Here is a 23295-nt window from a genome sequence, read left to right on the forward strand (position 1 = left end):
CTCACAGCAAGACAGGAAAAGGGGAAAGAAAAACGGCCCCGCCCGGCGCAACCGGGCGGGGCCGTGGAGCCGTACTGGCTTACTTGATCATGTCTTCGTCGATCTCATAACCATTCTCTTCGAACCAGCGCGCGGCACCCGGGTGGAAGGGCAGGACGGTGTTGTGCACGATGTTTTCCGGAATGGTGGTTTCGGCGCTTCTGTGGATCGAGCGCATGCGGTCATTGTTCTCCATGGTGACCTTGGTGACCTCAAAAATGAAGTCTTCCGGCAGGTCGCAGGCCGCCATGGCGAAGTTCCACATCGACACTACCTGGGAGTCCTCGTCCAGGGTGGAGTAGGTGCTGGCGGGAATATCGAACTCCGCGACCGGGTAGTTTTCGAGCACGGTGGCGCGCTCTTCGTCGTTAAACGAGATGATGTTGACGTCGGTCTGCACCTCGAGCTGGCTCACGGCGGGAATCGGAATACCCGCGGCGAAGGCGATGACGTCCAAAAGGCCGTCCTGCAGCTGGCCACCCAAGTCCGACCAACCGCCGTTACGGCGATCAAAATTCACGCCCAGGGTTTCGAGCATCGCCGGAAAGTAGGTGTCCGAGGTCGAGGCGGCGGGGCCAAAGCCGATGCGCGCGCCGTCGGGAATGTCCGAAATCGACTCGATACCGGAGCTTGAAAGCGCGGCAATGGAGAACGGTGTTTCATACATGGGGAACATCGCGCAGACGTTGTCCATCTGAAGGCCAGGCGCCAGCGGGCTTTCGCCGTTCACTGCGTCAGACGCCGGACCCATGGTGGTTAGGCCAAACGCCATGTCGCCGCTGTGTACCAGCGCCAGGTTCTGGGTCGGGCCGCCGGTCACTTCGCCCCCGCCGGAAAGCCCGAGCTCGTCGGCAATGAAGTTGGCCCAGCCGGAGCCGTAGACGAAGTAGGTGCCGCCCTGGCTTGCGGTGCCGACGGTAAAGTTCTCCGGCCATTCGCTGCGGTCAGCGTGGGCGCTACCGGCGGCCGCGACGAGGGCGCCGCTGGCGAGAAACAGGACGGTTTTAGGCATGAGTTGGCGCATGGCGATGTTTCCTAAGCTGTTATTGAAATGAGGAGCGGACAGCGGGGTCGCGCATCAGGTCAGACAGCTTATTTAGAGCGATTGCCGTGCCAATCCTGCTTTGTCGTATAACTATCAATTAGTTATGAAAAAGGCCTGCCACTTTGGTAGAAAACCGGCAGGCCTTATGTGGCTGGAAGTCCGCACACGGGTGCGGTTTGGGTGTGTGAAAAACCGCACAGATTTCAGCGTCGAGCCGTCGAAAGCGCACGCCATAGAGGCGCGGGCCGGTCAGGGTTTGCCTTTGGGGTCGAGAATCCTTACTGGCTGTATGTCCTGGTTTTTCTGATCGTCGCGCACCTGGTTGACCCGGGTGGTGAGCTCCGCGCCATTTTCATCCTCGATGGGTAACTGTTCGAAAAAATCGCAGCTGACGCACTCCCGATAGCGAATGCCGTTCTGCTCCCAGGCGCGGATGCGATCCATGGCCGCGCAGCGCGGGCATATCACGCCGGCAATAAAGCGTTTTACACTCACATTAAGGCTCCCGAGCGCAGCGGCCGCCGCGCTCTGTTCGTTAATAGGTGGCGCCGCCTGGTGGCGCGGGCGGCGCTAAACAAAAAGGCTTAGGCGGCGCGGATGCCGCTATGGCGCAAAAGCGGCTCGACGCTTGGCTCGCGACCGCGAAACGCCTGGAACAGCTCGGCGGCATCCACCGCGCCGCCCTTCTCGAGAATCTCCTCGCGAAAGCGGGCGCCGGTGGTCGGGTCGAAAATGCCCGCTTCCTCGAACGCGCTCCAGGCATCCGCCGAGAGTACTTCCGCCCACTTGTAGCTGTAGTAGCCCGCCGCGTAGCCGCCGGCGAATATATGGCTAAAGCTATTCTGGAAACGGTTGAAGTCCACCGTGGGCACCACCGAGGTTTGCCGACGCACCTCGTTTAGCAGCGCCTGAACGTCGCCGGCCCCGGGCGCTTCAAGCTCAAAGTGCAGGCGCAGATCAAAAAGCGAGAACTCGATCTGGCGCATCATGCCCATCGCGGACTGGAAATTTTTGGCCGCCAGCAGGCGCTCGAACAGCGCTTGGGGCAGGGGCTCGCCGGTGTCCACGTGGCGTGCGAGCAGATCGAGGCCTTCGCGCTCCCAGCAGTAGTTCTCCATGAACTGGCTGGGTAGTTCCACCGCGTCCCAGGCTACCCCGTTGATGCCGGAGATATCGGCAATCGATTGGCGCGTGAGCATGTGGTGAAGGCCGTGGCCGAACTCGTGAAACAGCGTGGTGACTTCGTCGTGGGTCAAAAGCGCGGGCTTATCCCCGACCGGCGCTGTGAAGTTGCAGGTCAAAAACGCCACCGGCAGCTGCAGGCCGTTGACGGTTTCGCGACGAACGCTGCAGTCGGCCATCCAGGCACCGCCCCGCTTGCCTTCCCGGGCGTACAGGTCAAGATAGAAGCCGGCAATCGGCGCGCCGTTTTCCATGAGACGATAAAACCGCACGTCCGGGTGGTAGCGGGGCGCATCCACGTCCTCTTCTACCTGAAGGTTATACAGACGCTCCAGCACTTGAAACAGCCCGTTGACCACGTGGGGCGCGGGAAAATAGGGGCGCAACTGCTCCTGATTGATCGCGTAGCGCGCCTCGCGAAGCTTCTCGCTTGCGTAGGCCACATCCCAGGGCTTGAGCGTATCGATACCCAGCTCGTCGCGGGCGTAGCGGCTCAGCTCGTCGAACTCTTCGTCGGCCTGGGGCTTGGCGCGGCTTGCCAGGTCGTTCAAAAACGCTTGCACCTGGTTGGGCGAGTCGGCCATTTTAGTGGCCAGCGATAAGTCGGCGTAGGTATCGAAGCCCAGCAGGTGGGCAAGTTCCTGGCGAAGAGCCAGAATCTCTTCGATCAGCGCGGCGTTGTCGAAGGTGCCCGCGTTGGGGCCCTGGTCGGAGGCGCGGGTCACGAAGGCGGTGTAGACCTCCTCTCTGAGCGCGCGGCTGTCGGCGTAGCTGATCACGGGGAAGAAGCTTGGAAAGTCGAGCGTAATCCGGTAACCCTCGACACCTTTCGCCTCGGCGGCGGCTTTTAGCGTTTCCCGAGCGCTTTCGGGCACACCGGCGAGCGCCTCAATGCTTTCGATGTCCTTGTGCCAGGCCTGGGTGGCGTCCAGTACGTTGTTGGAGTACTGATTGGAAAGGCTCGACAGGCGCGCCTGAATCTCGCCGTAGCGGGCTTTTTGATCCGCGGGCAGGTCGACGCCTGCCAAGCGGAAATCGCGCAGGGCGTTATCCACGGTGCGCTGTTGCCCGCTATCGAGGTTCGACCAGACCGGCTCCTGCTTTAATGCCTGCCAGGCGTGAAAAAGCCCTTCATGCTGGCCGACCCAGGTACCGAAGGCAGAGAGCTTCTCGATACAGGCTTCATAGGCTTCGCGCAGTTCCGGCGAGTTCATGGTGGCGTTGAGCTGGCTCACCGGGGACCACGCTTTGGAGAGACGGTCGTTGACCTCTTCGAGCGGTGCGGCAAAGTTGTCCCAGGTGGGCGCTTGAGTACCGGCCTGGGCGACGAGGCGGTCAATGGCTTCGCGGCTTTCGCTCAATAGCGCGTCGAGGGCCGGAACGACGTGCTCGGCACGGATATCGGCGAAAGGGGGAAGCTCGTGTGTCTCAAGCAGGGGATTGCGGGACATAGACACCTCGTTGAAGATTAGATAACGCGTGAGCGCAGCAATAAAAAAACGCGCAGCATTAAAGACGCAGTAATAAAGACTCAGTAATAAAGACAGAGTGCGGGCGAAGCCCCGCGCTTTCAATGACAGCGGTGATATTTGGCCAGGCCGCCAATGCATGCCACGGTCGAGCCAACGCCGGGATAATTGGTCTTTGGGTGGGCGCCTGCTAGGCTTGCCGGCTTTCAATACCGCCATGAGTAGGGAAAGGGAATGAACGAGACGTTAGAGCGCTGGGGGTCCAGGCGCGCCTTTATCCTCGCGATGACCGGGGCGGCCGTCGGGCTTGGCAACATATGGCGCTTTCCGTATATCGCCGGTGAAAACGGCGGGGCGGCGTTTTTACTGCTCTATATCGCCTTCGTGCTGCTTTTGGGCATTCCGGTGATGATGGCGGAAATTCTGATTGGCCGCGCCGGGCGGCAAAGCCCCATGCGCTCGCTGGGGGCGCTGGCCGCCGCCGCCGGAGCCAGCACGCGCTGGCGCTTTTTGGGGCTTTTCGGCGCGCTGACCGTGTTCTGCATTTTGTCGTTCTATTCGGTGGTGTCGGGGTGGTCCATCGAGTTTCTGGTCGCCTCGATCAACGGCAGCTTTTATCAGCAAAGCCCCCAGGCGATCGGTGAGAGATTCGACGCCTTTTTGGCCAATCCCGGGCTTTTGGTGTTCAACCATTCGCTTTTTTTGTTCATGACCATGACGGTTGCCGCCGCCGGGGTGGCCAAGGGGCTGGAGCGGCTCAATAACCTCTTGATGCCGATTCTCTACGTGCTGCTGCTGGTGCTGGCGGGCTACGGCGCGACCACCGATGGCTTCAATGAGGCACTGACGTGGCTCTTTTTGCCTTCTTTCGAGGCGCTCAACTGGACGGTGGTGTTTCACGCCATGGGCCACGCCTTCTTTACCCTGGCGGTGGGCGCCTGCGCGCTGATGGCCTATGGGGCCTACATGCCCGAGAAGCAGAGCCTAACGAAGGCGGCCTTTGCGGTGGCCGTGCTCGATATCAGCGTGGCGCTTTTGTCCGGTATCGCGATCTTCTCCGTCGTCTTCGCCCAGGGGCTCGACCCGGCCCAGGGCCCGGGGCTGATGTTCGTCACACTGCCCATCGCGTTCTCCGAGCTGCCCTTTGGCAGCATTTGGCTCAGCGGCTTTTTCCTGCTGCTGCTACTGGCGACCTGGACCTCGGCGATCAACCTGGCCGAGCCCATGATCGCCACGCTCACCGGCTTTGGCTGGCGGCGAAGCATAAGTACCGCCTTGGTCGCGGCAAGCGTGTGGCTTTTGGGTGTACTGGCGGCGCTTTCTTTCTCGACGCTTGGCGAATTCCGCCCGCTCTGGGGGCGCAACGTGTTCGAGCTTCTAAGCTCGATTCCACCGGATATCTTTCTACCGCTGGGCGGTCTTTTGATCGCGGCGTTTGCCGCCTGGGTGATGCCCGAATCGCTGGGTAGCCAGGCGCTGGGCGCGGGCAGTCGTGGCTACCGGCTGTGGCGTGCTACGCTTCGCTTCGTATCGATTCCGTTAACGCTGGTGGTTTTGATCGGCGGCGTGCTGTCGTTGGCTTGAGCCCGCAGGACATGCAAAGGAGACAACATGAGCAAGGCGTTGAGAGCGTTCAAGGAGTATTTCCCAAAGCTTGGCGAGCGGGTGTTCATCGACCCGGCGAGTGTGGTGATCGGTGATGTCGTCCTGGGGGACGACTGTTCGGTATGGCCGATGACGGTGATTCGCGGTGACATGCACCAGATTCGCCTTGGCGCCCGGGTCAGCGTTCAGGACGGAAGCGTCTTGCATATCACCCACTCAAGCGACTTCAACCCCGAGGGTTTTCCGCTCACCGTGGGCGACGACGTCACTATTGGCCACAAGGCGCTGCTCCACGGCGCAACGCTTGGCAATCGCATTCTGGTCGGTATGGGCGCAATCGTCATGGACGGCGTGGTGGTCGAAGATGAGGTGATCATCGCCGCGGGTGCCGTGGTCACCCCGGGCAAGGTGCTGAAAAGCGGCTACGTCTACGCGGGCAGCCCGGCGAGTGCGCTGCGTCCACTCAAGGAGAAAGAGCGCGAGTTCTTTACCTATACCGCGGGCAACTACGTGAAGCTCAAGGATCAGTTTTTGGCCGAACCGGACCCTGATTAACGCTAAACGGTTGGCCTGACACTCTTTTTTCTATCCTGATCGTGTCGCGGCAGTCTATAATCTGTTAATTTATACAGTTTTATAGGGTGCCGCGTCATGGCTAATTTTCGTACGCACATCACCGTGGCAGCAGCGGGCGGCACGCTGTTGGCGTATGCGGGCTATCACGCCCAGTGGTGGTCGCCCTCTCAGGCGCTTTTAATGGTCGTGCTGGTGGCCTTCGGCGGTATCTTGCCGGATATCGACGCCGACCGCTCGCACTCCATCCGTTTGATCTTCAACCTGCTGTCGGTGCCCTCGCTGGTGCTTGGCGTGCTGCTGCTGCAACCCTATCTGAGCCCCGGGGCGCTGCTCGTTGCCTGCGGCGGGATCTACTTCGGCGTGCGCTACCTGGCGAGTTTGCTGTTCTCCAGACTGACGGTGCATCGCGGTATTTGGCATTCGCTGATGGCGGCGGCGCTTTGCTCGTCAGCGACCGCGGCGCTGAGTTACCACGTACTGCTTCAGCCGCCCTGGAATGCCTGGTCCCACGGTGCGGCGGTGCTGCTCGGCTTTCTGATTCACCTGGGGCTCGACGAGCTTTTCAGCGTCGACCTGGAAGGCGCGCGGCTAAAGCGCTCCTTTGGTACGGCGTTGAAGCTGGGCGACAGCCGCCGCCCGGTGTCGAATCTGCTGATGCTGATTGCGCTCATGACGCTGATTCCCTGGGTGCCACCCTGGAACGTGCTGGGCCAGCTTTTGCATCAGGGGTCGCTGCTGTGGCGATAGTCTTCGGCGCTCAAGCCGTGCTTTTTCAGCTTGTCGTAGAAGGTCTTGCGCGGCAGGCCCAGGTGGCTGCATACGTCGGTCACCCGGCCGTGGTGGCGGGCCAGCGACTGGCTGATCAGGCTTTTTTCGAAAAGCTCGACCTGGCGGGAGAGCGTGGGCTCCTGGGGGCTGGCCGCTTCACCGGCAAGCAGTACGTCCAACCGGTAGTCGAAGGCCGCCCCCAGCAGCACGTAGCGCTCGGCCAGGTTTCTGAGCTCGCGCACGTTGCCCGGCCAGTCGTGGGCCAGTAGCGTGGCCACGGCGTGATTGTCCAGTGTCGGCGCTTCCAGCCCGCTGCGGTTGGCGGCCACGACGGCAAAGTGCTGAAAAAGGAGAGGAATGTCCTCGCGGCGCTCGCGCAGGGCGGGCAGCGGCAGGGTCACGACATTGAGCCGGTAGTAGAGGTCTTCGCGAAAGCGGCCTTCGTCGGCGGCGGCCTTGAGATCCACCTTGGTCGCGGTGATCACGCGAATATCCAGCCCGACCGTCTCGTTGGCGCCCAGGCGCTCGACGCTGCGCTCCTGCAGCACGCGTAAAAGCTTCACCTGGAGCGCCGGCGGCATGGATTCGATCTCATCCAAAAATACCGTGCCGCCGTTGGCGTGCTCGAACTTGCCGATGCGCCGCTCCACCGCGCCGGTAAAGGCGCCTTTCTCGTGACCGAACAGTTCGGATTCGATGGTGTGCTCGGGCACCGCGCCGCAGTTGATCGCCATGAAGGGGCTATTGCGCCGGGCGCTGCGCTCGTGGATCGCACGGGCGACCAGGTCCTTGCCCGTGCCGGTTTCTCCGAACAGCAGTACGTCGGCTTCTACCTGGCTTATGCGCTGAATCATGGCGGCCAGGCGCGAAATCACTGGAGTGCGGCCGACAAGTCGCGGGCCGAGCGCGGCCTGCTGCGCCTCGAGCTCCGCCTTGAGGCGGGTGTTCTCGAGGCTGAGCTGGCGCTTTTCGGTCCCGCGGCGCACCACGTCGAGTAGTTGCTCGCCGGCAAAGGGCTTTTCCAGAAAGTCCCAGGCCCCGGCGCGCATCGCTTCCACGGCGGTCGAAATATCCCCGTGGCCGGTAATCAGAATGATCGGTAGCGTCGGGTCGCGCCGTTTGAGCTCATGCAAAAGCGTCATGCCGTCCATGCCCGGCATACGAATGTCGCTGACGATGACCCCGGGAAAATGGTCGGGCAGGGCGGCTAGTGCCTGTTCGGCGGATTCGAAGCAGTGCGGCGTGTAGCCCGCCAGCTCCAGCGTTTGGCTGGCGGTAATGCGCAGGTGCGGCTCGTCGTCGATCACCATGACGGGCAGCGTTGTCGGCTCATGCATGATGGCTCTCCAGCGGCAGGGCGTCTTTGGAGGCGGGCGGCCCGCCAACGGCAAGTGTCACGGTAAATCGCGCGCCGTGGGGCGTGTTGGCTACGCCAAGCGTGCCGCCAAGATCCACCATGATGCGCGATGAAATCGAAAGCCCCAGGCCCAGGCCGTTGCCCGGCGCCTTGGTGGTGAAAAAGGGCTCGAAGATCTGAGCCAGATACTCCTCTTCGATGCCGGGGCCGTTATCTTCAACGTGGATATGCACGCGATCCTCTTCTCTTTCAGCACTCAGCGTTAACGTGGGCGCCGCATCGCTTCGTGAGGTGTGGGTCTTCATGGCTTGCAAGGCGTTACCGATCAGATTGACCAACACCTGCTCCAAACGCACCAGGTCGCCGGTTACCCAGAGCGTGTCCTGGGGCATTCGCTCGATCACTTCGACGTTGCCTTCGCGCAGGCGGCTTTGAAACAGGCGCAGTGCGTAGTGAATACACGCCTGTACGGCAATGCTTTCGTGATGCTCGCTGCTCTTGCGTGAAAACTGGCGAAGCTGAGCGCTGATATCGGCCATGCGTTCGGTCAGTTCGACGATTTGGGCCAGGTTGGCGTCGGCCTGCTCGGTACGGGCCAGCTCGATAAAGCGACGGGCGTTCTCGGCGTAGGCGCGAATCGCCGCTAGCGGCTGGTTGAGCTCGTGATTGATGCCTGCCGCCAGCTGGCCCAGCACGGCAAGCTTGGCGGCCTGCACCAGCTCGTCCTGAGTTTGGCGCAGGTTGGCTTCGGCGCGCAGGCGCTCGTCGATCTCCTTCGACAAACGCTGGTTGCTGGCGACCAGGTCACGGGTTCGCCGGGCAACGCTGACTTCCAGCTCGTCACGCACTCGGGCCAGGGTCTGGCGCTCGCGCTCGGCAAACGCTTCCCGCTCCCGGCGCAGTCGGCGGCGCTGCCAGCCGATCCCGCCCCCCAGTACCAGCAGGCCATAAAGCCCGCCGGCCATCAAAGCGGCGATCCATTGGGCACTCACCACCGGCGTCAGCGGTTTGAGAATATGCATCTGCCAGCCAAACTCCACCACCGAGCGGGTCAGACTCAGGTAGCGCCCGTCGGCAAGCGGCCCAGACTCGAAGCTAACCAAACGGCTCTCGACGCCATCGCCGGTCTCCACCACGATGCCGGAATAACGCAAGGGCTCCATGGCGTAACGGCGGGTGCGCCTCAAGGTTTCACGCTGTTCTGCGCTTAGCGGATGCAGCGCGCTCATGCGAAGCTCGGGACGACTGGCCATGAAGATGATGTCGTCGCTGTCGGTTACCAGTAGTTCGGCGTCCTGCTCGGCCCAGCTCTGCTCGACTTCATCGAGCAGTACCTTGACGACCATCACCCCGTCCGGCGTGGCGTTTGGGTCGGTCTCGTCCAGCCATACTGGAGCCGAGAAGAAGTAGCCACGCTCCTGGGACTGAGTGCCCAAACCGTAAAAGCGCCCCTGCTGGCCGACAATGGCCTGGCTGTAGTAGCTTCTAAATGCGTAGTTATGGCCAATGAACGTATTGGGGCGGTGCCAGTTGCTGGCCGCGATGGTCGTGCCTTCCCGGTCCAGCAGGTAGACATCCGATACCCCGGTGGTGAAGCGAAACCGGTCCAGCAAAATATTGAGCGCCATGGCGTTCTGGCTCTGCGGCGATGCCAAAAATCGCCGCACGGCTTCGCGGGTGGCAAGCATCGGCGGCAGGTAGTCAAAGCGCAGTAAATAGCCGTTGAGGTTCGCCGCCGACAGGCGTAGCTCGTTTTCGGCATCCTCCGCTAGCTCGCCAAGCGCGCGCTCCCGGGCAAAACTGGCGGCTTGCCACATGCTGAAGGCAAGCCCCAGCGTAAGCGCGAGCCCCCATAGCAGGCGCCAGTAGCGCGGCCGTGGCGCACTCATAGCGAAACGCTGCTTATATATAGCGCACTGCTCGGGGCGCGGTGCCCAACCGGCTGGGCGCCCCCTTGAGCCATCATGACTTCAAGGGCCGCGGTCGCACCGGCTAAGCGCGGGTCATAAAGGGACGGGTAGGTCATCGGGCTCGCCTGGGGTATCGATAGGCCAAGGGTATGGAGTTTGCCGGTGACGCTCAACAGTTTAACCCCGTCTACGGCTAAAGGGGGTGAAGGCTGCCCAACGCGGTCATGAGCGCGTTTTTGATACCATTTTAAAAAGCGCTTGCACTCGGGCCAGCGAATCCGTAAAGTACGCATCCGCTGCCGGGGACGCAAGGCGTTGCCAGCGGTGAATGAGAGTGAAAACTCTCGGTTTGTCAGGAGGTTAGCGGTTTTTGTTCGCTCGCTTCACTCGCCAAAATCGGCGGTTGACAAATTCAAGGATGAGCGTAGAATACGCCTTCCTCGCTACGGCAACCGGCTCAGGTCATCGAGTCAGACGTTAAGTCGAAGCGAAACCGCTCTTTAACAATTTGATCAGGTAATTCATGTGGGCGTTTGCCGATGAGGGTGACAAGTCACCAAATATCAAGGCAAGCGCACAAGAAGAATTTTCGAATTCTTCAAATTCGTTTGAACCTTGAGCCAGGATTGATTCGCCTCTGTTGCTTTCGAGCGACAGGCAAGAATCACAATGATTTTAAACTGAAGAGTTTGATCATGGCTCAGATTGAACGCTGGCGGCAGGCTTAACACATGCAAGTCGAGCGGTAACAGGTCCAGCTTGCTGGACGCTGACGAGCGGCGGACGGGTGAGTAATGCATAGGAATCTACCCGGTAGTGGGGGATAACCTGGGGAAACCCAGGCTAATACCGCATACGTCCTACGGGAGAAAGGGGGCCTCTGGCTCCCGCTATCGGATGAGCCTATGTCGGATTAGCTGGTTGGTGAGGTAACGGCTCACCAAGGCAACGATCCGTAGCTGGTCTGAGAGGATGATCAGCCACATCGGGACTGAGACACGGCCCGAACTCCTACGGGAGGCAGCAGTGGGGAATATTGGACAATGGGCGCAAGCCTGATCCAGCCATGCCGCGTGTGTGAAGAAGGCTTTCGGGTTGTAAAGCACTTTCAGCGAGGAAGAACGCCTGGCGGTTAATACCCGCCAGGAAAGACATCACTCGCAGAAGAAGCACCGGCTAACTCCGTGCCAGCAGCCGCGGTAATACGGAGGGTGCAAGCGTTAATCGGAATTACTGGGCGTAAAGCGCGCGTAGGTGGCATGACAAGCCGGTTGTGAAAGCCCCGGGCTCAACCTGGGAACGGCATCCGGAACTGTCACGCTAGAGTGCAGGAGAGGAAGGTGGAATTCCCGGTGTAGCGGTGAAATGCGTAGAGATCGGGAGGAATACCAGTGGCGAAGGCGGCCTTCTGGACTGACACTGACACTGAGGTGCGAAAGCGTGGGTAGCAAACAGGATTAGATACCCTGGTAGTCCACGCCGTAAACGATGTCGACCAGCCGTTGGGTGCCTTGTGCACTTTGTGGCGAAGTTAACGCGATAAGTCGACCGCCTGGGGAGTACGGCCGCAAGGTTAAAACTCAAATGAATTGACGGGGGCCCGCACAAGCGGTGGAGCATGTGGTTTAATTCGATGCAACGCGAAGAACCTTACCTACCCTTGACATCCTGCGAACCCGGGAGAGATCCCGGGGTGTCTTCGGAAACGCAGAGACAGGTGCTGCATGGCTGTCGTCAGCTCGTGTTGTGAAATGTTGGGTTAAGTCCCGTAACGAGCGCAACCCTTGTCCCTATTTGCCAGCACGTAATGGTGGGAACTCTAGGGAGACTGCCGGTGACAAACCGGAGGAAGGTGGGGACGACGTCAAGTCATCATGGCCCTTACGGGTAGGGCTACACACGTGCTACAATGGCCGGTACAAAGGGCTGCGAACTCGCGAGAGTAAGCGAATCCCAGAAAGCCGGTCTCAGTCCGGATCGGAGTCTGCAACTCGACTCCGTGAAGTCGGAATCGCTAGTAATCGTGGATCAGAATGCCACGGTGAATACGTTCCCGGGCCTTGTACACACCGCCCGTCACACCATGGGAGTGGACTGCACCAGAAGTGGTTAGCCTAACTTTGGAGGGCGATCACCACGGTGTGGTTCATGACTGGGGTGAAGTCGTAACAAGGTAGCCGTAGGGGAACCTGCGGCTGGATCACCTCCTTAAACGATGCGTCACCCTCCCGGCAAGCGCTCACAATGAATTACCTGATCAAGTGATAGAGCAAACGGTTGATGCACGATCCCCTCTTGGGTCTGTAGCTCAGTTGGTTAGAGCGCACCCCTGATAAGGGTGAGGTCGGCAGTTCGAGTCTGCCCAGACCCACCAAATTCCCGTGATACTGCGTTAAAATGCTCCTCGTATAGCAGGCTATACGTCGTCGCATTTTGCCTTGTCTCACAGAAATTTATAACAAGAGGTGAGGTTGTGAAAACGATGGGGCCATAGCTCAGCTGGGAGAGCGCCTGCCTTGCACGCAGGAGGTCAGCGGTTCGATCCCGCTTGGCTCCACCATTATCTCCACTACCGTTTGTTTGTTTCGTGACCATTGATAAGTCGCACGTTGTACGTCGCCTTATCACTGTTCATTGAACAGTCGCTCTTTAACAATGTATATCATGCTGACAGTATCGAATGACGATATGAAGACAAGTACCTTTAGGGTGGCTGTGTTTATAGCGTGATCTCGATACGCAATTGTTTTGTGATACGTTTCAAGCGTATCCGGCAATCGTTGTCATTGCGGGATCCAGACTCCTTCGGGTTATAGGGTCAAGCAATGAAGCGCACACGGTGGATGCCTAGGCAGTCAGAGGCGATGAAAGACGTTGTAGCCTGCGATAAGGTTCGGTGAGGTGGCAAACAACCTGTGACCCGGACATCTCTGAATGGGGAAACCCACTGACCACAAGGTCAGTATCGTATCCTGAATACATAGGGATACGAGGCGAACCGGGGGAACTGAAACATCTAAGTACCCCGAGGAAAAGAAATCAACCGAGATTCCCCCAGTAGCGGCGAGCGAACGGGGACCAGCCCTTAAGCATGTGAATGACTAGACGAACGGATTGGGAAGTCCGGCCGTAGCGGGTGATAGCCCCGTAGTCGAAAGTCTGATCATGTGAAATCGAGTAGGTCGGGGCACGAGAAACCCTGATTGAAGACGGGGGGACCATCCTCCAAGGCTAAATACTCCTGACTGACCGATAGTGAACCAGTACCGTGAGGGAAAGGCGAAAAGAACCCCGGCGAGGGGAGTGAAATAGATCCTGAAACCGTGTGCGTACAAGCAGTAGGAGCCCACTTGTTGGGTGACTGCGTACCTTTTGTATAATGGGTCAGCGACTTATATTCAGTGGCGAGCTTAACCGATAGGGGAGGCGTAGCGAAAGCGAGTCTTAACTGGGCGACCAGTCGCTGGATATAGACCCGAAACCGGGCGATCTATCCATGAGCAGGGTGAAGGTTGAGTAACATCAACTGGAGGCCCGAACCAGGATCTGTTGAAAAAGATTTGGATGACTTGTGGATCGGAGTGAAAGGCTAATCAAGCCCGGAGATAGCTGGTTCTCCTCGAAAGCTATTTAGGTAGCGCCTCACGTATCACCACCGGGGGTAGAGCACTGTTTCGGCTAGGGGGCCATCCCGGCTTACCAACCCGAGGCAAACTCCGAATACCGGTGAGTGCAGCGTGGGAGACACACGGCGGGTGCTAACGTCCGTCGTGAAAAGGGCAACAACCCGGACCGTCAGCTAAGGTCCCCAAATCCTGGTTAAGTGGGAAACGATGTGGGAAGGCTCAGACAGCTAGGAGGTTGGCTTAGAAGCAGCCATCCTTTAAAGAAAGCGTAATAGCTCACTAGTCGAGTCGGCCTGCGCGGAAGATGTAACGGGGCTCAAACCAGGTACCGAAGCTACGGGTTCATCCTTAGGGATGAGCGGTAGAGGAGCGTCGTGTAAGCCGATGAAGGTGGATCGAGAGGTCTGCTGGAGGTATCACGAGTGCGAATGCTGACATGAGTAACGATAAGGGGAGTGAAAAACTCCCCCGCCGGAAGACCAAGGTTTTCTGTTCGATGCTAATCAGAGCAGAGTGAGTCGGCCCCTAAGGCGAGGCCGAAAGGCGTAGTCGATGGGAAACGGGTCAATATTCCCGTACCGGATGTCATTGCGATGGGGGGACGAAGAAGGCTAGGTGAGCCAGGCGTTGGTTGTCCTGGTGAAAGCGAGTAGGCCTGGGTCTCAGGTAAATCCGGGACCCTTTAAAGCCGAGACGCGAGACGAACGGATTACGATCCGGAAGTCACTGATGCCACGCTTCCAGGAAAAGCCTCTAAGCTTCAGATGACATGCGACCGTACCCCAAACCGACACAGGTGGTCAGGGTGAGAATCCCAAGGCGCTTGAGAGAACTCGGGTGAAGGAACTAGGCAAAATGGTGCCGTAACTTCGGGAGAAGGCACGCCGGATTAGGGTGAGAGGACTTGCTCCTTCAGCCCGAACCGGTCGAAGATACCAGGTGGCTGCAACTGTTTAGTAAAAACACAGCACTCTGCTAACGCGCAAGCGGACGTATAGGGTGTGACGCCTGCCCGGTGCCGGAAGGTTAAGTGATGGTGTTAGCCCTCTGGGCGAAGCTCTTGATCGAAGCCCCGGTAAACGGCGGCCGTAACTATAACGGTCCTAAGGTAGCGAAATTCCTTGTCGGGTAAGTTCCGACCTGCACGAATGGCGTAATGATGGCCACGCTGTCTCCACCCGAGACTCAGTGAAATTGAAATCGCCGTGAAGATGCGGTGTACCCGCGGCTAGACGGAAAGACCCCGTGAACCTTTACTATAGCTTCACACTGGATACTGATGTTGCCTGTGTAGGATAGCTGGGAGGCTTTGAACTCCGGACGCCAGTTCGGAGGGAGCCAACCTTGAAATACCAGCCTGGCATCATTGGTGTTCTCACTCGGGTCCGTTATCCGGATCGAGGACAGTGTGTGGTGGGTAGTTTGACTGGGGCGGTCTCCTCCCAAAGAGTAACGGAGGAGCACGAAGGTACCCTCAGCACGGTCGGACATCGTGCAATGAGTGCAAGAGCATAAGGGTGCTTGACTGCGAGACAGACACGTCGAGCAGGTGCGAAAGCAGGTTCTAGTGATCCGGTGGTTCTGTATGGAAGGGCCATCGCTCAACGGATAAAAGGTACTCCGGGGATAACAGGCTGATACCGCCCAAGAGTTCACATCGACGGCGGTGTTTGGCACCTCGATGTCGGCTCATCACATCCTGGGGCTGAAGTCGGTCCCAAGGGTATGGCTGTTCGCCATTTAAAGTGGTACGCGAGCTGGGTTTAGAACGTCGTGAGACAGTTCGGTCCCTATCTGCCGTGGGCGTTGGATGTTTGAGAAGGGCTGCTCCTAGTACGAGAGGACCGGAGTGGACGCACCTCTGGTGTTCCGGTTGTCACGCCAGTGGCATTGCCGGGTAGCTATGTGCGGACGGGATAACCGCTGAAAGCATCTAAGCGGGAAGCCCCCTTCAAGATGAGACATCCCCGAGGCCTTGAGCCTCCTGAAGGGCCCAGCGAGACCAGCTGGTTGATAGGCACGGTGTGGACGCGCTGCAAGGCGTTGAGCTAACGTGTACTAATGGCCCGTGAGGCTTGACCCTATAACACCCAAGGGGTCTGGTCCTGCAGTGACAACGACGCTCGAAAGAGCACCGGATACATTGAGACGATCACAAGACAGTCAGCCAATATACATTGAAAGTTACGCCTGACGACCATGGCTTGCGTGAACCACCCGATCCCTTGCCGAACTCGGAAGTGAAACCGCAACGCGCCGATGGTAGTGTGGGGTCTCCCCATGCGAGAGTAGGTTATCGTCAGGCACCTCTTCGAAAAAGCCCCGAGCACTTTGTGTTCGGGGCTTTTTTTATGCGCGCAGGAAAAGCCAAACGGCCCGAATAGTGCCCGCCGGCGGCGCGGTGCGCCGCATCGCTGGCTGAAGCCTGCTCCTACAAAAACAGGGGCACAACAAGGCCTCGGTGCCACTGCCCCTGCAGGAGCCCGATTCATTGGGGGTCCGATACCTCGGCGATGGCGGCGCCCGCCGCCCGGGGTTGGATTTGCCACCGTGCCCATCGTGCCGGCCGCTACCCCGGCGGCGCGTTGCGCCGCATCGCTGGCTAAAGCCTGCTCCTACCATTCACCATTCACCATTCACCATTCGATCGGTTCGCCCGCCCAATCCCAAAAACTGCCGGTGTCCTCGGGAGTGCGCTGATCGATGACCTCTAAAAGGCGCTTGGCCACAAACGCCGGCGAGAACAGTTTGTCCTCCGGTACGCGCGCTTGAAATGGCTCGGACAGCGAGGTGTCGGTAGTCCCCGGGTGCAGGCAAAGTACGATAGCCTGTTTATTGAGCCGCGCAAGCTCGATAGAGGCAGTTTTCATTAACATGTTGTGGGCCGCTTTGCTGGCTCGGTAGGTGTACCAGCCGCCAAAACCGTTATCACCGATCGAGCCGACCCGAGCGGATAGGCTGGCAATAATGCTCGGGTGATGGCCTTTTAGCGAGGCGTTGAGAGCGGACAACAGTCGCATCGGCGTCGCCGCGTTTACATGCATCACATGGGCGAAGGCGTCGGCGTCGAACTGCTCGAGACGTTTTTCCGGCTGCACGTTGTGTTGGTCGTCGTGTAGCGTGCCGATGGCATTGAACAGCAGGTGAAGAGGGCGGCCATCGAGCGTCTCCACCAGGGCGTCGAGGCCTTCCTGGTTGGTGATATCGGCAGCGATGGAAATGATGCGAGCGTCTGCTAACGTCGTTTTGCGACGGCTAACGGCAATAATGGTGCCGACTTGGGTAGAGGCGAGTAGCGACTCGATGACGGCATGGCCAATACCGCCATTGGCGCCGGTGACGATCGCGGTAAACCCGTCGGGTAGGTAATCAAGCATTCAACGCTCCTTGTTTATAAAAACAAGCTTAGAACATACGTGTTCTTATTGAAGCGTTTTGCTATGAGATTCGGCTATTTAATAGCAGAGTTGGCGGGTCAAGCAGAAGTATTGAGACGGCTGGATTGCGCCTGATTGCGCCCGTTGGGCTGATAGAGCGTTTTTTCGGCGATCTGCTGAATGTAGCCCAGCATATCCTGATTGTGCTTCATGCGTACCGACAGCATTTCGCCGGTCAGCGCGTTCATGCGTGCGGCGCGCTCGCTCTTATTCAAAAAGCTTTCCCAGCTGGATTGACAGCCTGCATCGACGGCGGCTTTAAAGGCACCGCTGGCATCATCGTCGTAACCTAGCCGCAGCTGCGTCGAACGGCGCAGCGTTTCCATCCGCTCGAGCGAACTCAAGAGGGTCTGCTTGGTTTCGGCCAGCGAGGCCAGTACTTCACCGTCGATCGCACCCTGCATCAGTTGAGCCTGCTCTTGGGTAAGCAGCTCGAGGAGTTCGTCAAGGCGCTGATGCTGATCCAACAGCAACCGGGAAAGGCTCATAACAGGTTACTCCCCTAGCTGGGCAATCAAGCTGTCTGCGATACGGTCGGCGCGAACTTCAAGGCTTCCGTCACGAATGGCCTCGCGAAGCTCTTCCACTTTGGCCATATCGATATCCTGCGAATCGTCCATATGCATCTGACTAAGACGCGTGGATTCGCGAGTGGTACTGCCTTCGGGCGATGACTGAGCGCCGCCGACCTTTTGAGTGTCATCACGCTGCTGTGGCTGATTGGTGCGTAACAGCGGATTCAAATTATCAATTTTCACGTTGTGGGCCTCATCGTCAACGTTAAAGCGTTCTAAACGCGATGGCTCTGTGCCGTTATACAGAGTATCGGCACCGATACAGAGGACTTTAGACGTTAACTTAAAAATCTACTGTTAAAACACCTTGGCCGGAAACGCGGGCGGTCACCAGCTCGCGAGTGTCAAAACGTACGCGAATCCGCGCACCCAAGGCACCGCTTTCGAGTGCTTCACCTTCCCGGGCAACACGAAAGCCCGAGCCTTGTGCTATGACCGTCACGCGCTGCCCGCGTTCCACCAGATCCGGCGCCTGGAGCGCATGCGCTTGAAATACATCGCCGCTGCGAATGGGGCGCTGCGCAACCAACCCTATAATAGCATCTTCATCGGTCAAGGCATTGTTTGCAAGCTCGCCCAGGTTGCCCTGGCGCTGTGTCACCATCGACGCTGTGACGAGCGTGCCCCGTGCGATGTCCTGGGCGGCAACCAGGTAGCTTCCCATTACATCCACCTGTGCCTGAATGTAGCGCACCTGGCGGCGGCCCTCGCCGCAGCGCACCCCCACCGACACGCGCCCTAAAGGTGTTTGGTTGGCGTTAGGAAAAAAAGGTTCCGGCGCAATGCAGGCAGGCAAATGGGCCGATGGCGGTGAGACATCGATCACTACCTCCTCGCCCAGAGACTGGGTTTGCTGGTAAAGAAAGTTTTGTACGGTCTCGATGAGCGGCTGATCATCGGCGTAGGCCGGCAGGGTGGTCATCAGCCCTAGTGTGATCGCCGCCAATAGTTTGATTACAAGTGATAGGTCGCGTAGCGCCTGAAAAGGCGAATGGGGCATGAGAGTCATCGCTTGATAAAAGGAGGCTAAGCCAGCGAGCGCTAGCTGGTAGGCAGAAGTTTAATGCAAACGTCGGCCCTACATCATGCGAAATACTGGGGTAAAAGGCATTTGTTCCATGCTTTAGTTTGAGTGCGCTTCCCTATTATGCACCCTCAGAAACGACCGAATTACCTTTGCCTCTCAGCAAACGAGGGACGGCATGATCGACCAACTCGAATCCGCATTCAATTTTCACCAGCGCGCCCTGAGCCTTCGCCAGTCGCGTCACGAAGTGCTGGCAGGCAACATCGCCAATGCCGATACGCCGAACTACAAGGCGCGCGATATCGACTTTGCCAGCGAGCTGAACAAGGCAGTCAAAGCCGGCCAGAGTGTTCAGCAAAACGGCGGCGTGGCGCTGGCCCGCACCTCGGAGCGTCATATCGAAGCCCAGGGCGCTACCTGGCGCGGGGCGGCCAGCACCGATCTGCTTTACCGGGTGCCCGACCAGCCAAGCCTGGACGGCAACACCGTGGATATGGACCGGGAACGGTCGCAGTTTACCGATAACGCCCTTCGTTACCAGGCGGGCCTTACGATCATGAATCGCCGCATTCAAGGGCTGAAAAACGCGATGCAGCCGGAATAACCGATTCTCAGGAGAAGCGAATAAGCCATGTCGATGTTTTCAGCTTTTGATATTGCAGGCTCTGCCTTGAGCGCCCAGGCGCAGCGCATGAACGTGACCGCCAGCAATATGGCCAACGCCGATAGTATCGCCGGCCCCGACGGCGAGACCTACCGGGCGAAACAAGTGATGTTCGAAACCCAGGCGCAGAACAACCGCTATGGCGTAGGCGGCGTTCGGGTGACCGAGGTCGTGGAAGACGATTCGCCGCTGCGTCTTCAGTACATGCCCAGTCACCCGGCCGCCGACGAAGAAGGCTACGTTTCCAAACCCAACGTCGAGCCGGTGCACGAAATGGTCAACATGATTTCCGCCTCGCGCTCGTACCAGGCCAACGTGGAAGTCTTCAATACCACCAAACAGATGATGGTTCAGACACTCTCGCTCGGTGAGGGCTAAACATGAATATCGATTCAAGCATTATCAATAGCGTCAACGGCGGTGGCCGGGCGGCTAACCTGTCCGCCAGCCAGTCCCAGGAAATGCGCGACAGTTTCATGACGCTGCTGGTCACTCAGCTGCAAAACCAGGACCCGCTCAATCCGATGGAAAACGCGGAGATGACCTCGCAGCTGGCCCAAATCAACACCGTCAGCGGTATCGAAGAGCTGAACTCAACGCTCAAGGGCATTACCGCCCAGATGGATGCCAATCAGGCGCTACAAGCAAGTGGCCTGATTGGTAAGGGTGTCATGGTACCTGGGCGGCAGGTTTTGTTAGAGCAGGCTAGCGATGGCAGCACCCATGCAACGCCCTTTGGTATCGAGCTGGACCGCCCGGCGTCGAGTGTAAAAGCGACGATCGTTGGCGAAGGTGGCCAGGTCATCCGCCAATATGATCTGGGTGCGCTCAAGGCCGGTGTTCAATCATTTGATTGGAATGGTCTGAATGATCAAGGGGTCGCGGCAGCGAGTGGACGTTATACCGTGCAGTTAGAGGCGCTTGACTCACAAGGTGAGCCAATCGACTCCAGTACACTTAATTATGCGCTCGTCAATCGTGTTACACCGAACTCTGATAGTGGTGACGTTCGACTGGACCTTGGCGCCGTTTATGGCCAAGTAACGCTTGGGCAAGTTAAACAGATTCTTTAATCAAATATTTTGAGGATTGACCATGTCATTCACGACAGCTGTCTCGGGTATCAACGCCCAATCAGAAAGGCTGAATTCTGCTGGTAACAACATCGCCAACTCACAAACCGTGGGCTACAAAAGCTCGAGCGTGCGTTTTGCCGATGTGTTCGCTAACTCTCAAGGAATAGGTGTCAGGGTATCTGATACACGCCAGAACTTTTCACAAGGTAGTATCGAAAGCACGAACCGTAATCTTGACTTGGCTATATCCGGAAACGGCTTTTACCGCCTACAACAGTCATCCGGTGAAGTGGGCTTTTCAAGAAATGGTGAGTTTAGCCTGGCAGCTAATGGCGATATCGTTAATGCCCAGGGCGCCCGACTGATGGGGTATGGTTTGGACCCCTCGGTGACAGAGGATACGGCCGAGCAATCAGCGTTTCCTTTTTCTAACGTGCTGGCGGGAAGCGATCCGATTCCGCTCAATGTGTCTGCGAATGATATACCCGCAAGGGCTACTACGGGCGCCGATATTCTGCTTAACCTGGACGCTTCAACCGTTCAAGGGAGTGGTTTAAATACGGTCGAATTAGCCAATGGCGATGAACTCGATTACCACTTCTCGAATAATTTCACTGCTTATGACTCCTTGGGTAATGCGATAAACGTATCGACTTATTTTGAGAGGGGTGAAGGAAACCAGTGGACTGCGACAGCGGTTACCGATGGTGTGCAAAGAAATACTTTCACACTTAACTTTACGCCTAGCGGACGTTTGACAACAGATGCTAACGGTACCGTAACCGGAGTAGGTGGGGGAGCAAGCACGACGATTAATTTCCCCGGTGGAACCGATGCCGAAGAGGTTTCTTTTGATTTGAGTTTTGATGGGAGCACGCAGTTTGCCAGCACGTCAGCACGCCGCGAATTTAGTCAGGATGGCTATACATCGGGTGCGTTGGTCGGTATCGAAGTGCTTGGTGATGGTACCGTAATGCGTAACTTCTCTAATGAACAGTCTCGCCCCGCAGGCCAGATTGCATTGGACTCTTTCCGAAATGAAGAAGGGTTGCGCCCGTTAGGCAATAACCTATGGGCCGCTACTAATAGTTCGGGTGTCGCTAATACGGGAGCTCCCGGTTCCGGTCAGTATGGCCAAATTCAGGCAGGCGCTGTTGAAGCCTCTAACGTGGAACTCGCCCGTGAGCTGGTCGATATGATCGTCGCTCAACGCGCCTACCAGGCGAACTCCAATACCATCAGCACGCAGGACGAACTCCTGCAGACCATTATTAACCTTTAATAGCCGGTCACCTGTGTAAGGAGCAAGCACGTGGATAGAATGCTGTATACCGCCATGAGCGGAGCCAAGAACGCCATGGATCAGCAGTCGGTGGTGAGCCAGAACCTCTCCAACGTCTCCACGGCGGGGTTTCGTGCACAGTTGCAGGCGGCGCGCTCGGTGCCCGTCGAGGGCGCGGGTGCGCTGCACACGCGCGTCTCGGCGGTGACCACGACGCCGGGAACCGACTTTTCGCAAGGGGCGATCGAGCGTACCGGACGCGGTCTGGATGTCGCCATGCAGGACAACGCCTGGATGGCGGTACAGGCCGACGACGGCAGCGAAACCTATACCCGCCGCGGCGATTTGCAAATCGATAGCGACGGCGTGTTGCTTAGCGTCGGTCGTCCGGTGATGGGCGATGGTGGGCCGATTGCGCTTCCGCAGGGCGCGCAAATTTCGATCGGTGCCGACGGCACCATTAGCGCTATCCCCCAGGGCGAAGGGCCCGAAGCGCTTGTGGACGTCGGTCGTATCAAGCTGGTAACGCCGGATGAGCTCGCGCTTACCCGCGGCGAAGATGGCTTGTTTCGCGCGCCGCTCAATGAAGAAGGCGAGCCCGGTGTGCTGGCAGCCAACGAAGATGCGCGTTTGGTGAGCGGAGCGCTCGAAGGCAGCAACGTCAGTGCAGTCGACGCCATGGTGTCGATGATCGACGTTGCACGCCGCTATGACATGCAGATGCGCATGCTCAGCAACGCCGACGAGAACGCCCAGCGCGCCAACAGCATGCTATCACTTCAAGGCTGATCCCAGCCGCCTGGTTTAGAGGGAAGACACCATGATTAAGTCGTTGTGGACGGCAAAAACGGGGCTCGAGTCGCAGCAGACCAAGCTCGACGTGATCTCCAACAACCTGGCCAACGTGAGCACCAACGGTTTCAAACGCTCGCGCCCGGTCTTTGAAGACCTTTTGTATCAAAACATGCGCCAGCCAGGCGCCCAGAACAACATTCAGGATCGCCTGCCTTCGGGCATGCAAGTGGGTACCGGTGTGCGTGCCGTGGCCACCGAACGTCTGCATACTCAGGGCGGTCTGGAGCAAACCGGCAACTCCCGGGATCTCGCGATCGACGGCGATGGCTTTTTCCAGGTACTGCTGCCGGATGGCACGGTGGGCTATACCCGGGATGGTGGTTTTCAGCTCAATGAAAACGGTCAAATGGTGACCGCTAACGGTTACCCCCTCGAGCCCGCTATCTTCGTGCCACCCAATGCGCTGTCAGTCGCTATTGGCGAGGATGGTACGGTCAGCGTTCGCCAGCCCGGCATTGCCCAGGATGCGGATATCGGCCAGATCAATGTTGCCTCGTTCATCAACCCGGCCGGTCTTGAGAGCGTGGGCGGCAACCTCTACCTGGAGACAGGCGCATCCGGGGCGCCCAATCAGGATGTTCCGGGGAATAATGGTGCCGGGCGTCTGTTCCAGGGCTACGTAGAGACCTCCAACGTCAACGTGGTGGAAGAGATGGTCAACATGATCCAGACCCAGCGCGCCTATGAAATCAACAGCCGAGCGGTGTCTACCAGCGATGAGATGCTGGCCCGCCTGAGCCAGCTCTAATCCTGTATCAAGGAGCGCTTGATAGAGGCTTCCGAGGTCGTAAGATGCTTAAAA

18 protein-coding genes, 2 tRNA genes and 3 rRNA genes are annotated in these 23295 nt (G+C 58.4%); 14 read left to right on the forward strand and 9 right to left on the reverse strand.

What is annotated here, in order from left to right; translation table 11 throughout:
* Window positions 1–79: 79 nt before the first annotated feature.
* The 3 genes from ACWFVE_RS00300 to prlC form a co-directional block, all read right to left on the reverse strand.
* Entirely contained in the window at window positions 80–1063 is a 984-nt protein-coding gene (locus tag ACWFVE_RS00300) for a TAXI family TRAP transporter solute-binding subunit (RefSeq protein ID WP_447527317.1), read from the reverse strand.
* Between the two features lie 270 nt (window positions 1064–1333).
* A complete protein-coding gene (locus tag ACWFVE_RS00305; RefSeq protein ID WP_447527318.1) occupies window positions 1334–1579 on the reverse strand; it encodes a YheV family putative zinc ribbon protein in 246 nt (81 codons plus the stop codon).
* 89 nt (window positions 1580–1668) lie between these two features.
* On the reverse strand, window positions 1669–3717 hold the full coding sequence (gene prlC / locus ACWFVE_RS00310) for an oligopeptidase A (protein WP_447527319.1): 2049 nt from the start codon (window positions 3715–3717) through the stop codon (window positions 1669–1671).
* Window positions 3718–3969: 252 nt separating this feature from the next.
* On the opposite strand from prlC, the gene ACWFVE_RS00315 reads away from it, so the two are divergent.
* From ACWFVE_RS00315 to ACWFVE_RS00325, 3 genes are all read left to right on the forward strand, one after another.
* A complete protein-coding gene (locus ACWFVE_RS00315) occupies window positions 3970–5319 on the forward strand; it encodes a sodium-dependent transporter (protein WP_447527320.1) in 1350 nt (449 codons plus the stop codon).
* Window positions 5320–5346: 27 nt separating this feature from the next.
* Window positions 5347–5895, forward strand: coding sequence for a gamma carbonic anhydrase family protein (locus tag ACWFVE_RS00320; RefSeq protein ID WP_447527321.1), 549 nt, complete (start codon window positions 5347–5349; stop codon window positions 5893–5895).
* Window positions 5896–5991: 96 nt separating this feature from the next.
* On the forward strand, window positions 5992–6663 hold the full coding sequence (locus tag ACWFVE_RS00325) for a metal-dependent hydrolase (RefSeq protein ID WP_447527322.1): 672 nt from the start codon (window positions 5992–5994) through the stop codon (window positions 6661–6663).
* Here the strand turns inward: ACWFVE_RS00325 and ACWFVE_RS00330 are convergent.
* Both ACWFVE_RS00330 and ACWFVE_RS00335 read right to left on the reverse strand, forming a co-directional pair.
* Window positions 6639–8021, reverse strand: coding sequence for a sigma-54-dependent transcriptional regulator (locus tag ACWFVE_RS00330; RefSeq protein WP_447527323.1), 1383 nt, complete (start codon window positions 8019–8021; stop codon window positions 6639–6641). The two genes, ACWFVE_RS00325 and ACWFVE_RS00330, sit on opposite strands and share 25 nt — an antisense overlap.
* Complete coding sequence (locus tag ACWFVE_RS00335; RefSeq protein WP_447527324.1) at window positions 8014–9930, reverse strand: sensor histidine kinase; 1917 nt, start codon at window positions 9928–9930, stop codon at window positions 8014–8016. Before ACWFVE_RS00335 ends, ACWFVE_RS00330 begins: the two co-directional genes overlap by 8 nt.
* Window positions 9931–10628: 698 nt before the next feature.
* Between ACWFVE_RS00335 and ACWFVE_RS00340 the strand changes: the two genes are divergently transcribed.
* From ACWFVE_RS00340 to rrf, 5 genes are all read left to right on the forward strand, one after another.
* Window positions 10629–12162, forward strand: a 16S ribosomal RNA gene (locus tag ACWFVE_RS00340).
* Between the two features lie 86 nt (window positions 12163–12248).
* A tRNA-Ile gene (locus ACWFVE_RS00345) sits at window positions 12249–12325 on the forward strand.
* Between the two features lie 110 nt (window positions 12326–12435).
* A tRNA-Ala gene (locus tag ACWFVE_RS00350) sits at window positions 12436–12511 on the forward strand.
* 256 nt (window positions 12512–12767) lie between these two features.
* Window positions 12768–15660, forward strand: a 23S ribosomal RNA gene (locus tag ACWFVE_RS00355).
* A 106-nt stretch (window positions 15661–15766) separates the two neighbouring features.
* Window positions 15767–15882 (forward strand): 5S ribosomal RNA (gene rrf, locus ACWFVE_RS00360).
* The 16S, 23S and 5S rRNA genes sit together here with 2 tRNA genes alongside, the layout of an rRNA operon.
* A gap of 331 nt (window positions 15883–16213) precedes the next feature.
* Here the strand turns inward: rrf and ACWFVE_RS00365 are convergent.
* The 4 genes from ACWFVE_RS00365 to flgA form a co-directional block, all read right to left on the reverse strand.
* Window positions 16214–16954 (reverse strand): SDR family NAD(P)-dependent oxidoreductase, encoded by a 741-nt coding sequence (locus ACWFVE_RS00365; protein WP_447527325.1) that lies wholly within the window; start codon window positions 16952–16954, stop codon window positions 16214–16216.
* Window positions 16955–17052: 98 nt separating this feature from the next.
* Complete coding sequence (locus tag ACWFVE_RS00370; protein WP_447527326.1) at window positions 17053–17502, reverse strand: flagella synthesis protein FlgN; 450 nt, start codon at window positions 17500–17502, stop codon at window positions 17053–17055.
* Window positions 17503–17508: 6 nt separating this feature from the next.
* Window positions 17509–17772 carry a flagellar biosynthesis anti-sigma factor FlgM gene (flgM, locus tag ACWFVE_RS00375; protein WP_447527327.1) on the reverse strand — a complete coding sequence of 88 codons (264 nt, stop codon included), beginning with the start codon at window positions 17770–17772 and terminating at the stop codon, window positions 17509–17511.
* A gap of 100 nt (window positions 17773–17872) precedes the next feature.
* A complete protein-coding gene (gene flgA / locus ACWFVE_RS00380; protein WP_447527328.1) occupies window positions 17873–18589 on the reverse strand; it encodes a flagellar basal body P-ring formation chaperone FlgA in 717 nt (238 codons plus the stop codon).
* Window positions 18590–18791: 202 nt separating this feature from the next.
* Between flgA and flgB the strand changes: the two genes are divergently transcribed.
* From flgB to flgG, 6 genes are read left to right on the forward strand one after another with little or no spacing between them, the layout of a single operon-like run.
* Complete coding sequence (gene flgB / locus ACWFVE_RS00385) at window positions 18792–19220, forward strand: flagellar basal body rod protein FlgB (RefSeq protein WP_447527329.1); 429 nt, start codon at window positions 18792–18794, stop codon at window positions 19218–19220.
* A 27-nt stretch (window positions 19221–19247) separates the two neighbouring features.
* Window positions 19248–19658 (forward strand): flagellar basal body rod protein FlgC, encoded by a 411-nt coding sequence (gene flgC / locus ACWFVE_RS00390; RefSeq protein ID WP_447527330.1) that lies wholly within the window; start codon window positions 19248–19250, stop codon window positions 19656–19658.
* Between the two features lie 2 nt (window positions 19659–19660).
* On the forward strand, window positions 19661–20353 hold the full coding sequence (locus ACWFVE_RS00395; RefSeq protein WP_447527331.1) for a flagellar hook assembly protein FlgD: 693 nt from the start codon (window positions 19661–19663) through the stop codon (window positions 20351–20353).
* A gap of 22 nt (window positions 20354–20375) precedes the next feature.
* Window positions 20376–21638 carry a flagellar hook protein FlgE gene (gene flgE, locus ACWFVE_RS00400; protein WP_447527332.1) on the forward strand — a complete coding sequence of 421 codons (1263 nt, stop codon included), beginning with the start codon at window positions 20376–20378 and terminating at the stop codon, window positions 21636–21638.
* 30 nt (window positions 21639–21668) lie between these two features.
* Window positions 21669–22427 carry a flagellar basal body rod protein FlgF gene (locus ACWFVE_RS00405; RefSeq protein WP_447527333.1) on the forward strand — a complete coding sequence of 253 codons (759 nt, stop codon included), beginning with the start codon at window positions 21669–21671 and terminating at the stop codon, window positions 22425–22427.
* A 31-nt stretch (window positions 22428–22458) separates the two neighbouring features.
* A complete protein-coding gene (gene flgG, locus ACWFVE_RS00410) occupies window positions 22459–23241 on the forward strand; it encodes a flagellar basal-body rod protein FlgG (protein ID WP_447527334.1) in 783 nt (260 codons plus the stop codon).
* Window positions 23242–23295: the final 54 nt, after the last annotated feature.

The organism is Vreelandella mediterranea, from assembly GCF_970647075.1.

What these genes read in the sequence shown, in the direction of transcription:
- ACWFVE_RS00300 (WP_447527317.1), bottom strand. Translation starts at nt 1,063, where the DNA reads ATGCGCCAACTCATGCCTAAAACCGTCCTGTTTCTCGCCAGCGGCGCC.
- prlC (WP_447527319.1), bottom strand. Translation starts at nt 3,717, where the DNA reads ATGTCCCGCAATCCCCTGCTTGAGACACACGAGCTTCCCCCTTTCGCC.
- ACWFVE_RS00315 (WP_447527320.1), top strand. Translation starts at nt 3,970, where the DNA reads ATGAACGAGACGTTAGAGCGCTGGGGGTCCAGGCGCGCCTTTATCCTC.
- ACWFVE_RS00320 (WP_447527321.1), top strand. Translation starts at nt 5,347, where the DNA reads ATGAGCAAGGCGTTGAGAGCGTTCAAGGAGTATTTCCCAAAGCTTGGC.
- ACWFVE_RS00325 (WP_447527322.1), top strand. Translation starts at nt 5,992, where the DNA reads ATGGCTAATTTTCGTACGCACATCACCGTGGCAGCAGCGGGCGGCACG.
- ACWFVE_RS00330 (WP_447527323.1), bottom strand. Translation starts at nt 8,021, where the DNA reads ATGCATGAGCCGACAACGCTGCCCGTCATGGTGATCGACGACGAGCCG.
- ACWFVE_RS00335 (WP_447527324.1), bottom strand. Translation starts at nt 9,930, where the DNA reads ATGAGTGCGCCACGGCCGCGCTACTGGCGCCTGCTATGGGGGCTCGCG.
- ACWFVE_RS00365 (WP_447527325.1), bottom strand. Translation starts at nt 16,954, where the DNA reads ATGCTTGATTACCTACCCGACGGGTTTACCGCGATCGTCACCGGCGCC.
- ACWFVE_RS00370 (WP_447527326.1), bottom strand. Translation starts at nt 17,502, where the DNA reads ATGAGCCTTTCCCGGTTGCTGTTGGATCAGCATCAGCGCCTTGACGAA.
- flgA (WP_447527328.1), bottom strand. Translation starts at nt 18,589, where the DNA reads ATGCCCCATTCGCCTTTTCAGGCGCTACGCGACCTATCACTTGTAATC.
- flgB (WP_447527329.1), top strand. Translation starts at nt 18,792, where the DNA reads ATGATCGACCAACTCGAATCCGCATTCAATTTTCACCAGCGCGCCCTG.
- flgC (WP_447527330.1), top strand. Translation starts at nt 19,248, where the DNA reads ATGTCGATGTTTTCAGCTTTTGATATTGCAGGCTCTGCCTTGAGCGCC.
- ACWFVE_RS00395 (WP_447527331.1), top strand. Translation starts at nt 19,661, where the DNA reads ATGAATATCGATTCAAGCATTATCAATAGCGTCAACGGCGGTGGCCGG.
- flgE (WP_447527332.1), top strand. Translation starts at nt 20,376, where the DNA reads ATGTCATTCACGACAGCTGTCTCGGGTATCAACGCCCAATCAGAAAGG.
- flgG (WP_447527334.1), top strand. Translation starts at nt 22,459, where the DNA reads ATGATTAAGTCGTTGTGGACGGCAAAAACGGGGCTCGAGTCGCAGCAG.